The sequence below is a fragment of the Klebsiella indica genome, assembly GCF_005860775.1.
Classification (GTDB): Bacteria; Pseudomonadota; Gammaproteobacteria; order Enterobacterales; family Enterobacteriaceae; genus Klebsiella; species Klebsiella indica.
On sequence record NZ_VCHQ01000034.1, the window covers coordinates 73,948 to 89,931 of the forward strand.

A 15,984-nucleotide genomic window follows, 5' to 3' on the forward strand; every position below is an offset into this window, starting at 1 on the left:
TCCGGGGTTTTTCTTTTTCAATCTTTCTCTGACTCAGGGATTTAGTGATGAAACTCGTAGCCCAGGGCTCAACCCTCGATCTCTCTCACCCACATGTGATGGGTATTCTTAACGTTACGCCGGATTCGTTTTCTGACGGCGGGGCTCACAATACGCTGGTAGACGCCGTTAAACATGCCAACCTGATGATCAATGCCGGGGCGACTATCATCGATATCGGCGGGGAATCGACGCGCCCGGGGGCAGAGGATGTTAGCGTTGAGGAGGAACTGGCGCGGGTGATCCCGACGGTAGAAGCGATTGCGCAGCGTTTTGAAGTGTGGATTTCCGTAGATACCTCAAAACCAGAGGTCATCCGCGAATCAGCGCGGGTCGGAGCGCATATTATCAATGATATCCGTTCGCTTACTGAGCCGGGCGCGCTGGAAGCCGCGGCTGAAACCGACTTACCTGTATGCCTGATGCATATGCAAGGGCAGCCGAAAACGATGCAGGAGGCACCGAGGTATACCGATGTGGTTGCGGATGTCGAGAGGTTTTTTGTCGACCATATTGCGCGATGCGAACGGGCAGGCATCGCAAAAGAGAAATTGTTGCTCGACCCGGGGTTCGGTTTCGGTAAAAATCTTTCCCATAATTATGAATTGCTTGCACAGCTTGGCAAATTTCACCATTTCGGTCTTCCGTTGCTGGTCGGTATGTCGCGCAAGTCGATGGTGGGTCAGTTGCTTAACGTCGGGCCGACGGAGCGTCTGAATGGCAGCCTGGCTTGCGCAGTCATTGCTGCAATGCAGGGCGCGCAGATTATTCGCGTCCATGATGTTAAAGAAACGGTAGAAGCGCTGCGCGTGGTGGAAGCGACTCTGGCCGCTAAGGAAAATAAACGTTATGAGTAACCGCAAATATTTTGGGACTGATGGTATTCGTGGTCGGGTGGGTGATGCGCCCATTACGCCAGAATTTGTATTGAAGCTGGGTTGGGCGGCTGGTAAGGTCCTGGCGCGCCATGGGTCGCGTAAAATTATTATTGGTAAAGATACGCGTATTTCTGGCTATATGCTGGAGTCCGCGCTTGAGGCCGGTCTTGCTGCCGCGGGGTTATCAGCCTCTTTTACCGGGCCAATGCCGACTCCGGCAATCGCTTATCTGACTCGTACGTTCCGCGCTGAAGCCGGGATTGTGATTTCTGCTTCCCATAATCCCTTTTATGACAATGGCATTAAATTCTTCTCTATTGAAGGCACTAAATTGCCGGATGAAGTTGAAGAGGCCATTGAAGCCGAAATGGAAAAAGCGCTTACCTGCGTTGATTCCGCGGAACTGGGTAAAGCCAGCCGCATTGTGGATGCGGCAGGTCGCTATATTGAGTTTTGCAAAGGCACTTTCCCGAATGAACTGAGCCTCAATGCGCTGAAAGTCGTGGTCGATTGTGCTCATGGGGCAACTTATCATATTGCGCCAAGCGTTTTCCGCGAACTGGGGGCGCAGGTTATTACGATGGGCTGCGAGCCCGATGGTCTCAACATTAATGAAGAAGTTGGTGCGACCGACGTTCGTGCTCTGCAGGCCCGGGTACTGGCGGAAAAAGCTGACCTGGGGATCGCCTACGACGGCGATGGCGATCGGGTTATTATGGTTGACCATGAGGGCAACAAAGTTGATGGCGACCAGATCCTCTATATTATTGCCCGTGAGGGGCTACGCCAGGGACAGTTGCGCGGTGGGGCCGTTGGCACACTGATGAGCAACATGGGTCTGGAGCTGGCGCTCAAACAATTGGGTATTCCTTTTGTCCGTGCCAAAGTTGGTGACCGTTATGTTCTGGAGAAGCTCCAGGAGAAAGGCTGGCGGATCGGCGCAGAAAATTCCGGTCATGTGATCTTACTGGACAAAACCACCACTGGCGATGGGATTGTCGCCAGCCTGCAGGTGGTGGCCGCGATGGCGCGGAATCATATGAACCTGCAGGATTTATGCAGTGGGATGAAAATGTTTCCGCAGATTCTGGTCAACGTTCGCTTTACCGAGGGAAGCGGCGATCCGCTGGAACATGAACATGTGAAGGCCGTCACGGCGGAAGTTGAAACTGCGTTGGGGAATCGGGGGCGAGTGTTACTGCGTAAATCAGGAACTGAGCCGCTGATTCGCGTTATGGTGGAAGGCGAGCATGAAGAACAGGTCCATGAATTCGCCCATCGCATCGCCGATGCCGTGAAAAGCGTTTAATTCATCCCGCTAAGTGATTAAAAAGGCGATGCTTGTCGCCTTTTTAATCGACAAATAATCGATTTTTGCTGTTTTTTTCCGCACTTGATACAATGGACTGAAATTGCCCTTGCGAAGGTCATTCGCTTTGGTTAGTATTCACACCCGCTTCAGTGGGAAACGTTAAAACGTCCCGCTTTATTGGTTGAAGCACTTGGCATGCGGCGAATCCGCAAGGAACAGGTTGATTATGTACGAAGCTCTTTTAGTTGTTTTCCTTATTGTGGCGATAGGCCTTGTTGGTCTGATTATGCTGCAGCAAGGTAAAGGCGCTGATATGGGAGCCTCCTTCGGAGCAGGCGCTTCTGGCACATTATTTGGTTCCAGTGGTTCGGGTAATTTTATGACCCGTATGACAGGTATCCTGGCTGCGCTGTTCTTCATCATCAGTCTGGCGCTGGGCAATATCAACAGCAATAAAACCAATAAAGGAAGTGAGTGGGATAACCTGAGCGCGCCGAAAACCGAGCAAACTCAGCCGACAGCGCCGGCGCAGCCGAGCAGCGATATCCCGCACTAATAAGTCGTATCCGTGCCGAGGTGGTGGAATTGGTAGACACGCTACCTTGAGGTGGTAGTGCCCGATTGGGCTTACGGGTTCAAGTCCCGTCCTCGGTACCAATATTTAAAAAATGGACGTCAACTGACGTCCATTTTTGTATCTGAAATTCACGTAACTGCGCCTTGCTCCCCGATTTACACTCTCCCCAGAATGCTGTGATGAACTTAAGCGAACAAAAGCTGATTTCTGCAAAGGGCTAAAAGAGCATAACGAGATGGTAAAATCCCAGGAGCGAGATGCAGAGAAAGCATTTGAAGCAGCCGTCAGAGACAGGCTCGCGGGAAGAAAGAAATATGCAGCGTTGCACCGCGAACGTATTCTGAATAGGCTTGAAGAATATCTTTTCGCTATTTGAGATAAGTGCTGTTTAGCCGCTCTCACAACCAGAGGCTGATTTACTGATTAAAGCCGTTGAGTGAAGGGACGGTCAATAAGGCGTTACACAGACCGTCCCCGGATGGAAACATCGCGCAGTGATGTGCAGATGATCTTAAATAGCTCTGTGATGGTTGCTGCTTTTGTGAAGAGTCATAATAACTTTTCAGTTTGAATATTTAATTACAGGCTAATACTAATCTGACTACCGAAAACCCACGCATTTTTTATTTCACTGACTCCACCCGGATGAATCAATAGCTGGACATTGGGGCGAAGTTTAAGCCATGGAGTTACAACATAGTTATAATTCAATTCTGCAACATATTCCGAACCGCGAACAGGAGTCCACGATGGATTATCATAATCGTCGATACCTTTAAGCTGATTTGATAACCGGGCTCGCTCGGCAACTTTACTGTTTACATGCATTTTACTGAACCCCAGTCCTATAGAATCCTGGGCACGGCTGGCAAAGGGGCCTTTATAAATGGCACCAATCTGGGTTTGGTAATCCATTGTCGCGGTGTCGCGGTCGTTCATAGCCAGATGCCCGAATAGCGCTAATCCACGTTTTGGATTATCTGCTGCGGCAGTAATCTGTTGCTGTAAATAGATCCATCCACCATAACGGCCGTCGTGAACCTCAGCGGTGTGTTTACTCAGAACATAGGCGTTACCATCGCTGTCATTGAGTACATCTTTAGCATCTGCGGTATTATACCATGCGCCTATTTTCCAGCTTCCCGGGAGTTTATTCTGGCCAAAAGTCGGCGTGCCCCCCATTTCAGCCAGATACATATTCCCTGTACGCCCCGTATTATCTAACTTGAAACTGCCACTGCGCGTCGCATAATTGGGGTTATACATAAATGCACCAACCTGAAAATAAACCTGTGGTGTTATATTATAACGAATGCGAGTTCCCCATTGCCCAATCGGGGTGTTATACCAGACTCCGGCGCCATGTCCTGCAAGGGAACCACACAACGCCAGGTTCTGGAAGTTACAACCAATATTGTCAAAATCTTCACCGACTGGCATCAGCCCGATTTTGAGATCAAACATTTTATCCAGCCATGACTGGCGATACCAAAATTGGGCAGCATGCCATGTTTGTCCCCGTCCGTAGTTACTGTTAACGGTTGAACCAATAATGGGAGCTCGGGGATCCTGAATCCTGTCTTTCGTCAAATCGCGTCCATTACGATCGACTACCGATGCTTTAAATTCACCATCGGTAATACCGGCGATCTTTTCCAGATCTAAATCGAAGCCAATAGTATATTGATCGCTATAGCGGGCTGTCTTATTTCTGTTATAGCCACCGGCGACATTAGTCGCGACTATTGAACCGTATTCTAATGTAAAGTTGTACCCTTTTTTCTTGAGATCGCTTCTGAGCCCTCCCCAGTCGCCTGACATATATTTCCCGTTAGCTGAAAATGGTTGTTCGGCAGCGTGTAAAGGGATAGACACACATGCCGTCATCAGTAAATAACACAAACCTTGCCTTGTATATTTCATTTTATTGTCCCGGCCTGAGAATTTCAGGGTGCTTATAGATTGGACAAAATCATCCTCTCCAGAATTAATTTATGAGCTGGTTTATGAAAAACCTGAATATAAATTATGGAGAGGGCCTGGAAATAAACTTTTAATTATTAAAAATAAGGTCTGTTTGACAGACCTGTTTTAACTAAGGCGACAGTTCCTCCAGTGATTTCCCTTTTGTCTCAATGGCAAAAAGAAGTGTTATGAGCCCGCCAATCAGGGCGATAACGGCAAACACAATAAAGACAAAGCGAACACCAAATCCAGAGACAATGAAACCAACGAGCAATGGTCCGATAGAAGAACCGGCTCGTAGCCAGGCGCTGGAGAATGCTGTTCCTATCGCACGCAGTCGGGTTGGGTAGAGTTCCGCTGAGTAGAGATACAGAGAAAATGCAATTGTTTGCAGGATAGCGTATGTCATACTGCCGAAAATCAAGACTTCAGTCGCAGATTTGGCGCCCAATGTGCACAACGTGATGAGCGGCACGATAGCCAGTAAAAATGCCCAGGAATACCAACGTTTGCGGCCTACTTTATCAATCAGAAGAGCACAAATTATGGAAGCAACAACCCCGCAGGAGGACGTAATCCATCCATATGCCAGGCTCGTCCCCAGAGGCAGGTGAAACCAGGTTTTATACATTGTCGGAAACCAGGTGATCATCCCGTTATTCACGGTATAAACGGTCAACCAAAGTCCCCACAGCATAAATGTCCGGGATTTATACATACCTGAGAAGAGTTCTTTTACTCCGCTAGTTGATGTTTGTTGCACAATAACAGGCTTAATTATTGGCTCAGGCAATTCCATACCACGACGAATAGCTTCAGCTTCAAATTTGGCGACGACTTTCTCCGCCTCCTGTCGGCGACCTTTAGATTCCAGCCAGCGGGGCGATTCCGGCATTAACCAGCGCAGAGGGACCGTCAGTGCAGACGGAACCAACCCGATTAAAAACATCACCTTCCAGCCATAAATCGGGACAAGGAAAAACCCTATGAGACCAGCAAACATCATTCCTATTGGGAAGATAACTTCGTACAACAAGAAAAAGCGGCCGCGTTTTTTTGCACCAACAAATTCGTTGATATAAGCGCTGGCGACAGGGACCTCCGCCCCGATTCCCAGCCCCTGCAGGAAACGAATGACAAGAATAGACCACCCGTTCCATGCAAATAAGCAAGCTGCATCCATGACGACAAACATAATAATAGTGATACGTAATACACCAATACGGCCTATCTTTTCCGCCAGTGAACCGAAGAATAAGGCGCCACAAAGTTGACCCACATAACTGGCCGCAATGATGAGACCAACGAATGTTGGCGTGAGTCCCCATTCCTGAGTGAGTTGAGGGAGCGCAAAGGCAATAGCAATGATGGTGTATGCATCAAAGAACGTAGACAATCCCACCACCACACGGATAGCAAGAAGTCGACGTGTGATGGGCAACCTTTCGAGCCTTGCCAGTAACTCCGACGACTTCATCCCGGTGTTACTGGTCATGACATTACCAGAAGTAATAACCTGAGTTGACATATTGACACCCTGTTGATTGAGTTTTTGGGTATACATGCAAGATTACTGACCGCGGACCAGCAGACTGGCAGGCGATCACTTGCGGTACTGGGTACAAATCGGCTTCAACAAAATAATGTGATAACGTTTCTGCAATCGTTTTCACTTCGCGATAATGGTTGGCATAATTCCAGGTGCAGTCAATTCTGGCTGGTGTACAATTGTTAACCTGCTCACATAACAAGCATAATCAAATGGAAAAATGTGACACTAATCAGAAAGTCTGACAGTGAATATAAAAATGTTAATTAAATGTTTTCTTCTGAGGCCAGTAATGACAAGCATGCTGTTAAAGACAGGTAAGATGACATAAAACAAACCCTTTTCTTTTGGGATACGGAAATTTACCGTACCATTCCGCTATGATGCCATGTGCCCCTTGAGCTGTGGCGAACGAAACTTTTATCAATTTTTAATATCCGGAGTCAGACATGGGTCAGGAAAATACAGAAAATGATCAGATGGAAAAAAGACTGATAACCATGCGTGACGTAGCGAATGCGGCCGGAGTGAGTGTGTCGACGGTTTCCCGCATTCTGGATGAAAGGCTCCCTCCCTCAAAAAGCGCATCCGCAGAGAAAGTTCGTCAGGTAGCACGAGAGCTTGGATATCGACGCGACTATGTCGCATCCAGTCTTCGCCGGGGGGGAACCGGTACCCTCGGGGTGCTTGTGCCACGTCTGACCGATGCGGTAACCGCCATGCTGTTTGAGGAAATCGCCAGAGCGGCCGCGCGCCGAGGATATTTTGCGATCGTCGCAACATGTGGAGACGATCCTCTGGAAGAACGCAAGTCAGTTGAGTCACTACTTGACAGAAGAGTGGATGGGTTAATTATGTCCACGTGCCGGCTTGATGATCCGCTTCCCAGGGAATTGCGTAAAAGAGATGTACCGCACGTCCTGGTATTAAGAACTGACGGAATCAGTTTGTCTTCAGTCAGTGACGATGAACTGGGGGGGTATCTTGCAACACGTCATCTTATTGATTTGGGGCACAAAAATATTGGTCTGGTCGGTGGGCCTGATTTTGCATCGAATGCTCTTAACCGAAGAAAAGGGTTTGAACGGGCAATGAGCGAAGCCGGGTTAGAAATTAATCCTTCCTGGTGCTCTTCATCAGACTTTGATATTCGTTCCGGAGAGGAGGCCGGTATGAAGATATTGAACTCCTCTACGCCGCCAACGGCTATTTTTGCTGTCAATGATGAATTGGCTATCGGGATTGTGGCTGCAGCGCACCACCGGGGAATGGTCATCGGGCAGGATTTGTCCCTCGTAGGATACAACGATATTCCACTGGTCAGTCGGCTACCGGTCGCCCTGACGTCGGTCCGTACGCCGCTTGAACATATTGCTGCAAACGCCGTTGACATGCTTCTTAATGCAGATGAAAACCGCCTGATTCGAACTGTTAGTCCAACCCTCATTCCTCGTAAGTCCACGTCTTCTCCTCGCTAATCCTTGCTCGCCGTACTGGTGTCCCGGTCGACATGACGGCGAGTAATTTGCGATATATGTCTCATAAATACGGCATAACCCCTTTGTTTTTGTGACCTCAATTTCATTTCTCATTATACCCCTGTTGACTTGCTCACCAGCCAGGTCCAAATTTAATCACGTGAAAACGATTGCAGAAACGATTTCATATCATTTCAAAACCCATCGCTGAAAGCGACTATTGTCCACCAAGGAGACAGTCATGATTAATATCGACCTGAGAGGTTTGACCCCGGCACCGGTTACCCCATTTAACCGTGATGGCAGCATTGATTTTGACGCGATTCAGCGTCTGGGAAGCTGGCTGGGCAGTATTGACGGTGTTAAAGGTCTGGTTGTGCTTGGCCATGCCGGTGAAGGTACCTTCCTCACGCAGGACGAACAGGCTGCAGTTATCCGCGCTTTTGTAAAATCGGTAGACGGCAAACTGCCTATTATTGCTGGTATCACCGGTGAAGGCACTGAGGTTGCAGCCCTTGAAGCCAAACGGGCCGTTGCCGCGGGCGCTTCCGCTGGTCTGCTCTATCCGTCCCACGGCTGGTTACGCTTCGGCTATCAGGACGGTGCCCCGCAGGACCGTTATCGTGTGGTCTATGAAGAAAGTGGCCTGCCGCTTATCCTGTTCCAGTATCCGGATGTCACCAAAGCCACCTACAACCTGAAAACCATGCTGGATATTTCAGCACAGCCAGGTGTCTTCGCGATGAAGAATGGTGTGCGTAATATGCGCCGTTGGGACACTGAGATTCCTGTTATCCGTCGTGAACGTCCTGACCTGCAGATCCTGAGCTGCCACGATGAATACCTGTTGCACACTGCATTTGACGTAGACGGTTTCCTGGTCGGTTATGGCAACATTGCGCCGGTAGAACTGCTTGAAATGATTAATGCGGGTAAAGCCGGGGATTACAAAAAAGCTCGCGAAGTACATGACCGCCTGATGCCTGTAACCAAAAGCGTTTACCACCGTGGTTCCCATATGGAAGGTACCGTGGCTCTGAAACACGCGTTGGTTGCCCGTGGTATTCTGGAACATGCGACAGTACGTTCTCCTCTGTTACCGCTTGAACACGGTGCAGAAGAAGAAATTCATGCAGCTATTCGTGCTGCTGAACTGGGCCGCGTAACTAAATAACAAGACTTATTAAGAAGGGCAGCATCTCTGCATCGCGGATAGATGCTGCTTTCTTAAGATAGTTATTCTGTTCTCAAATATCACTTGCCTGTGACTGTCACTATTTTCCGATTAAGGTGGCAGTGTTATTTTTGATTGCCAGGTTCCGCAGACAAACAATAAATAATTTTCAGACAATATTACTGTATAACCGGGAGAGCAATGCTCCTGCCGCTCCCGTCCATTCAGGAATGGTATACCATGACTACATTAGTTCTGAATGCCAGTAACGCTGCAACCAGTATAACAACAAACTCAGCTGAACTGGTTGCACGTATAGAACGTATTCCTGTTACCCGAAAATTAATATTTATCCGCCTGGTAACAGGTATTTCCACTTTTTTTGATTCCTACACCGTTCTGGCTATTGCTTTTGCTATGCCAGAACTAATCAGTGAATGGAGCCTGACGCCGCTGTTTGTCGGGCTTATTATCGCGGCGAGTTATGTCGGCCAACTTTTTGGTGCGGTATTCTTCGGTTCACTGGCAGAGAAAAAGGGACGTCTGACGGTCCTGAAAATAACCATAATCATATTTGTCACCATGAGCGCAGCGTGTCTGTTTGCCTGGAATGGATGGTCGTTATTGCTCATCCGCTTTTTACAGGGCATCGGTATTGGTGCGGAGGTTCCCGTTGCCAGCGCTTATATCAACGAGTTTATTGGTTCCCGTAAACGCGGTCGTTTCTTTCTGTTATACGAAGTCATTTTCCCGGTGGGACTGATGTTCGCCGGTATTATTGGTTATTTTCTGGTTCCGGAGTATGGCTGGAAAGCGATGTTCTGGGTGGGGCTTATCCCGCCAATGATTGCCGCCCCTCTGCGCTGGTTGATGCCGGAATCTCCCCGCTGGTTGATTAGCAAAGGACGCCTGGAAGATGCGAACCGTATCGTCTCCAGTCTGGAAAATGAGGTTATCCGCCGGGGCGGTAGCCTTGAAGAGCCCGTAGTGAAGACGTTTAAGGCACCTCCCCAGACGGCAAATGGATGGCGTGAACTGTTTTCAGGTATTTATCTCAAGCGTACGCTGATGCTCTGGGGGCTATGGATAAGCGCTTATATGGTCAATAACGGCATGATAACCTGGCTGCCAACGCTTTATCGTAGCGCATTCCATCTTTCAGTCCCACTCAGCCTTGCATATGGCTGGATAACATCCGCTGCGGGGGTCGCCGCATCCCTGGCCTGTGCGCTGCTTATTGACAAAACGGGCAGAAAACGCTGGTACGGAACCGCTTTTATTCTGTCATCCCTGGCGTTACTGATTCTGGGGGAAAGTGGGGCATCCAGTGCGGTGATGGTGCTTATTTTTGCCAGTATCGCTTATGCCGTGATGCAAACCGTCACCTTCTCTCTTTATCTCTATTCTGCTGAACTTTACCCGACACGACTACGGGCGATAGGAACGGGTTTTGGTAGCGCCTGGCTGAGAGCGGGATCGTCTCTGGGAACGCTGCTGGTTGGGTTGATTGTCGCAGGCGCAGGGGTTGAATATGTCTTCTTTTTGTTTGCCGCGATGGCACTGATTGGCGGACTCATTACGATGAGTTTTGGTATTGAAACCCGTGGGGCAATTCTGGAAGAACTTTCGCCATAAACGCGCGTATCCACGTGTACAAATCAGGAGTCACAAGACTCTTTGTCTCAACAGTTCAGGAGTGATATTTCTGACTGAAGATTGAAGGTGAATAATGAAACTACTGAGTTTTTCTGTTGACGGAAATGAAAAATATGGTCTGGTCGCACCCGATGGGATAATAGATCTACAGTCATTCTTCCCGGAGTGTCCCGATCTTCGCGCTTTTCTTCCCAATGTTAATAAGCTAAAAAATAATATTTTATTGGGTAAGAAGGCGGACTATCAGATTAATCAGGTCACCTTTTTACCTGTTATAACCCGGCCTAATAAAATTATTTGTGCTGGTATGAATTATCAGGAAAAAAGAGTTGAATTTAACGAGCAGGATCCGGATCCTACGCTGTTTATTCGTTTTGCCGATACGCAAACAGGGCATTTGTGCGGTTTAGTTAAACCTTCGGATAGTAACGAGTTCGACTATGAAGGAGAGCTGGCGTTGGTGATAGGCCGTTACGGCTCACATATTCCGGAGGAACAGGCGCTTCAGTATATTGCCGGATACAGTTGTTATATGGATGGCTCCGTCAGGGACTGGCAGCACACCTGGTTTACCGCCGGGAAAAACTGGCCTTCAACGGGGGGATTTGGACCGTGGCTGGTTACGACTGATGAAATATCCGATCCGCAAAACCTGGAAATTGTTACACGCCTTAATGGTCGGGAAGTTCAGCGTGATAATACTTATAACATGATCCATAAAATTGCTAAATTAATCTCTTATATCAGTACATTCAGTGCACTTTCTCCCGGTGATGTCATTCTGACTGGTTCTCCTGGCGGGGTTGGGAAAAAACGACATCCACCACTTTACCTGTGGCCTGGCGATATGGTTGAGGTCGAAATATCGCAGATAGGTTGTTTGATGAATCCGGTAATAAGCGAGGATAGCGAGAACATAGCGACCTCCGTCGCGGCAATATCGGGAGGTTCCTGATATAACCCGGCTACAGCAAAAGGAAACATCCCACCAGTGGAGGATACACACATGATATTGCTGCAATTTTGCGTCGTTCTGTTATTTATTTTCCTTGGCATGCGGGTAGGCGGAATTGGGGTGGGATTTTCCGGTGGTGCCGGTGTCATCGTATTGTGCATGATGGGCGCAACACCGGGCGATCTACCGATGCTGGTCATTGTTTTTATCATGGTGGTCATTATCGCCATTTCTGCCATGCAGGAGGCCGGAGGCATAGACTATCTGGTCAGGTTAACCGAAAGGATGTTACGTAGTTATCCTCGTTTGCTTGTCATTACTGCACCTTTGTCCACGTGGTTGTTGACAATGATGGCGAGTACCGGCCAGGTTTCATTTGCATGCATGCCGGTGATTGTGGGTGTGGCTAAAGATAATCAACTTCGCCCAACAAGAGCCCTGGCTATTTCGGTAGCCGCTTCTCTTTTGGGGATTGTCGCCTCGCCAATCTCCGCAGCAGTCATTTTTTTCTCAGGAATACTGGAGAAAAATAACCAAGGCTGGGGGTATCTGGAGCTTATTTCAGTGACGATACCCTCAACATTTCTGGCATTGATGTGTACATCTGTATTTTATTTGTTCTGGGATCGTGCCCGGCAAACAGACAAGTTACCCCTCACTGCAGTATATTCTCAATCGACAGATAATAAAATTACTGTCCCGCCAGAGGCGAAACGTTCCGTACTGTTCTTTATTATTGGTCTGATTGCAGTGCTTTTGTACGCCATCATGAGTAGCCCAAGAATTGGTTTTATACAACATCCTGTACTCAACAGCGGGCAGGTACGTATTTCCGTTATGATGGCGGTCGCACTTTTAATTGTCTTATTTTGTCGTGTGAATGTCCATAATATTCCTTCGACGACGGTATTTAAAACGGGAATGACTTCCTGTATCTGTATACTGGGCGTTGCCTGGTTAGGATCTACATTTATGGATAGCAATAAAGTTTGGTTGCAAAATATGGTGTTCGAGTATCTGTCAGACTCGCCGCTGACACTGGCAATAATTATTATGTTGGTATCCTGCTTTCTTTATTCTCAGGCGGCATCAACGAAAATTTTATTTCCGATGGCATTAAGCATAGGCATTGCGCCAACTACATTAATTGCTTGTTTTCCGGCTACTGCCTCGCTTTTTATTCTACCAAATTATCCAACGTTATTGGCTGCCGTCGCTATGGATGACACGGGATGTACTCGCATAGGGCATCGGATTATCGATCATCCATTTGTTATTCCTGGGTTAATTGCTACGATACTTTCAATATTATTTTCGACAGGGCTGGTGTATATTTTTTAAATGTATTTATCCGCGATTTAAATACGTTGTGTAAGATTATCTGTTTTCTTCATACGTCAAGTGACGGGGACGTTGGCCGTGGCGTGTTCGATTCATCCATAGGACGCCCCCGGCGGGCTGCCGCCTTACGGTGTTTAAATCGGTGACTGACAGATTTGTGTTCACCCCAGTCACCTCGCTATTGATACTCCTGGGATTTACTCTCTTGCCATGTGATTTGGCCTTTGGCCTCACTTCTTCGGAGTCGGCGCAAGCGCAGTGAAAAGCGAGTAGCCGTTTCGTCCAGCGACCCGAATTATTTAGGGCATAAAGATATCTTTGGGCTGAATGTATTTAATATAAAAATTATAAAGTTCATAAATTTTTCCGGGTATACAGTTTATGTCCCGGCAAAGTATGGAGTCTTATTCTATGCAGCATAAAATTCAAATCCGTGAGAATCCCCCTGAGCATGCCGAAGCCTGTCTCTGCCATAGTCCCGCCTTTGTTCGGATAAATACGGTGTTAACCCGGGAAGCGGCAAAAGCGCCGCCGATCACGCCTGCAACCGTGGCTTCAGCGCTTCCTGGAAAGAACTCACCGCATGGCACCGCAACGGCGAATGCGTCTCATGTAAAAGTATTTACCAATGTCCGTATTTTTGACGGTATATCGGATCATCTGCGTGATGGCCTGCAGGTGATTGTCGAAGGACATCTCATTAAGGCGATTGAGGCGGAAGGTCAGGCTTTTCCTGACGAAGCCGTGATTATCGACGGGAAGGGCGGCGTACTGATGCCGGGGTTGATTGACGCCCATTGGCACGCGATCATGGCGCGACCGTCGATGATGACAGCCATGACGTCTGATTTTAATTATATACAGGCGCTGGCAATTGCCGAGGCACAGGCGACATTGCTGCGTGGTTTTACGACAGTACGTGATATGGGCGGCCCGGTATTCGGCCTTAAACGCGCCATTGATGAGCAAATCACCAGCGGTCCACGTATTTATCCATCGGGCGCTTTTATCTCGCAAACTGGCGGTCATGGCGACTTTCGTATGCTGAGTGACATTCCTCGCGCGCCTGCTGATAATTTAAGTTATATCGAACGCGTCGGCATTACCGCGATTGCAGATGGTCCGGATCAGGTGTTGTTACGCGCCAGGGAACAACTGATGCGTGGCGCATCGCAGGTCAAATTTATGGTGGGCGGCGGCGTGGCGTCGATGTATGACGGTATTGATGTTACCGAGGGCTCTGTGCCCGAAATCCAGGCGGCGGTAACGGCAGCTGAAAACTGGGGAACCTATGTTACCGTTCATGCCTATACCGCGCGTGCTGTCACGATGGCGATTGAAGGAGGCGTGAAGTGTATCGAACATGGGCAACTGGTTGACGAGGAAACTGTGCGGCTCATGGCTGAGAAAAAGCTATGGTGGTGCCTGCAACCTTTCCTTGATGATGCGGATGCCGTTCCTATGGCTACCCCCGCCTCGCGGGCCAAGCAATTGTTGATGTCGGCTGGCACCGATACGGCTTATCAACTGGCGAAGAAGCATAACATTAAAACGGCCTGGGGCACGGACACGTTGTTTGATGCTCGTCTGGCGACGCGGCAGGGGGCACAGTTGGCTAAGCTTATCCGCTGGTATACCCCTCTGGAAATTTTGAAAATGGCCACTAGCGTCAATGCTGAACTGTGTGCCATGTCTGGCCCTCGCAACCCGTATCCGGGAAAACTGGGAGTGGTAGAAGCGGGTGCGCTGGCGGATCTGCTCCTTGTTGATGGCGATCCTTTGAACGATATTCAACTGATTGCACAACCTGAACAGGCTTTTAAGCTGATAGTGAAGGATGGGGTCATCTATAAGAATACGCTGGAATAACAGTCTCAAAATTAACCTGTTTTTGATACTGGATTGAATAGCTTAAAATCAGGCAATGATCCTGATGCTGGTCAGTCAGAGGGCGGTCAGCCGTGTTTATGGCTGGCTGCGCGGTTCCGTTAATCGGTGGTTCTGGCGAAAATGGCGCATTTTTCATTTTCGCCCATTCAGATTCCGTGGCCTGTTCCGTTCACTATAAATACGCGGATATTCGTTATATCCACAGCGTGTGAACGGGCAGGGGGACGTTTCGCCCGTCCCCCTGCACCCCCGGCATGGCGCTGAAAACCTGCCGCTGCGCGGTCCGCTCCACTCCGGCTTCATCTGCCGGACCGGGCGGGACTCGACGTCCCTGTCTCGACCCGCCCTCTGGCCGCCGTCCTGGCGGCCAGTCCTGGATGCGCGCCTGCGTTCCCGCCAGGTTTCCCTGATGCGCCCAGCCCCCCCCGGCGGTGAGCCCGCAGTAAACCTGCAACGGCCTGACCGCTGAAGGTGATAAAAAACTGTTTCTTTAAGCAGCGACGAATACGCTGCTGAAACCACAAAATCCACAGCGTTCACGGGCGACGGTAGTTAATTTTCTGCGGGATTACGGTGAACGGAACCCGTGGCGCAGGGCCTGTATTTATGGTTTTCCAGGTCAGGTAAGGCGTCAGCCGCCACCAGGCAAAATGCGGGCATGGTAGCGAAACCCGGCCTGTTATCCTCCGGTGGCGCTGCTCTGGGGCCTCATATTCTGGTTCAGTGGGCTGTTCCGTTCACTGTCAGTACGCGGTCATTTTTTCTGTTCGTTACGTGTGAACGGGCAGGGGGACGTTTCGCCCGTCCCCCTGCACCCCCGGCATGGCGCTGGAAACCTGCCGCTGCGCGGTCCGCTCCACTCCGGCTTCATCTGGCGGACCGGGCGGGACTCGACGCTACTCGTCCCATCCCTGGGACTCGCCCTTCCAGGGCCAGCGCAAGCGCTGTTCAAAATTGCTCCCGGCAATTTTGTCCCTGTCTCGACCCGCCCTCTGGCCGCCGTCCTGGCGGCCAGTCCTGGATGCGCGCCTGCGTTCTCGCCAGGTTTCCTTGATGCGCCCAACCCCCATGCGGTGAGTCCGTTATTCGTCAGTGGCTTTTCAGAGGCTGAAAGTCATAAAAAAGTTATATCCTTTATATTTCATTCAGCCCGTATCAGCTCAGTAAGCG

11 protein-coding genes and 1 tRNA gene are annotated in these 15,984 nt (G+C 49.3%); 10 read left to right on the top strand and 2 right to left on the bottom strand.

Translation table 11 applies throughout. From position 1 onward, the window contains the following. The first annotated feature begins 47 nt into the window (after positions 1-47). The 4 genes from folP to FE839_RS22295 all read left to right on the top strand — a co-directional run bounded on the left by folP (position 48) and on the right by FE839_RS22295 (position 2,886). Entirely contained in the window at positions 48-896 is an 849-nt protein-coding gene (folP, locus tag FE839_RS22280; RefSeq protein WP_138362944.1) for a dihydropteroate synthase, read from the top strand. After that, complete coding sequence (glmM, locus tag FE839_RS22285) at positions 889-2,226, top strand: phosphoglucosamine mutase (RefSeq protein WP_138362945.1); 1,338 nt, start codon at positions 889-891, stop codon at positions 2,224-2,226. Before folP ends, glmM begins: the two co-directional genes overlap by 8 nt. 229 nt (positions 2,227-2,455) lie before the next feature. Beyond that, on the top strand, positions 2,456-2,785 hold the full coding sequence (secG, locus tag FE839_RS22290) for a preprotein translocase subunit SecG (protein ID WP_004106103.1): 330 nt from the start codon (positions 2,456-2,458) through the stop codon (positions 2,783-2,785). 14 nt (positions 2,786-2,799) lie between these two features. Beyond that, a tRNA-Leu gene (locus FE839_RS22295) sits at positions 2,800-2,886 on the top strand. A 499-nt stretch (positions 2,887-3,385) separates the two neighbouring features. Here FE839_RS22295 and FE839_RS22300 read toward each other — a convergent pair. Beyond that, positions 3,386-4,693, bottom strand: coding sequence for a carbohydrate porin (locus FE839_RS22300; RefSeq protein ID WP_138362954.1), 1,308 nt, complete (start codon positions 4,691-4,693; stop codon positions 3,386-3,388). A gap of 208 nt (positions 4,694-4,901) precedes the next feature. Next, complete coding sequence (locus FE839_RS22305; protein WP_138362955.1) at positions 4,902-6,299, bottom strand: MFS transporter; 1,398 nt, start codon at positions 6,297-6,299, stop codon at positions 4,902-4,904. A 470-nt stretch (positions 6,300-6,769) separates the two neighbouring features. Here FE839_RS22305 and FE839_RS22310 point away from each other — a divergent pair, with 470 nt between their 5' ends. The 6 genes from FE839_RS22310 (at position 6,770) to FE839_RS22335 (ending at position 14,793) form a co-directional block, all read left to right on the top strand. Next, positions 6,770-7,798 (top strand): LacI family DNA-binding transcriptional regulator, encoded by a 1,029-nt coding sequence (locus FE839_RS22310; protein WP_138362946.1) that lies wholly within the window; start codon positions 6,770-6,772, stop codon positions 7,796-7,798. A 241-nt stretch (positions 7,799-8,039) separates the two neighbouring features. Further along, a complete protein-coding gene (locus FE839_RS22315; RefSeq protein ID WP_206665981.1) occupies positions 8,040-8,972 on the top strand; it encodes a dihydrodipicolinate synthase family protein in 933 nt (310 codons plus the stop codon). A gap of 240 nt (positions 8,973-9,212) precedes the next feature. After that, positions 9,213-10,607 (top strand): MFS transporter, encoded by a 1,395-nt coding sequence (locus tag FE839_RS22320; RefSeq protein ID WP_138362947.1) that lies wholly within the window; start codon positions 9,213-9,215, stop codon positions 10,605-10,607. Between the two features lie 94 nt (positions 10,608-10,701). Beyond that, the gene (locus FE839_RS22325; RefSeq protein ID WP_138362948.1) at positions 10,702-11,583 is read left to right on the top strand and encodes a fumarylacetoacetate hydrolase family protein; all 882 of its coding nucleotides are present in this window, start codon (positions 10,702-10,704) and stop codon (positions 11,581-11,583) included. A 51-nt stretch (positions 11,584-11,634) separates the two neighbouring features. After that, on the top strand, positions 11,635-12,924 hold the full coding sequence (locus tag FE839_RS22330; protein WP_138362949.1) for an anaerobic C4-dicarboxylate transporter family protein: 1,290 nt from the start codon (positions 11,635-11,637) through the stop codon (positions 12,922-12,924). A gap of 411 nt (positions 12,925-13,335) precedes the next feature. After that, entirely contained in the window at positions 13,336-14,793 is a 1,458-nt protein-coding gene (locus FE839_RS22335; protein ID WP_138362950.1) for a metal-dependent hydrolase family protein, read from the top strand. The last annotated feature ends 1,191 nt before the right edge of the window (positions 14,794-15,984 follow it).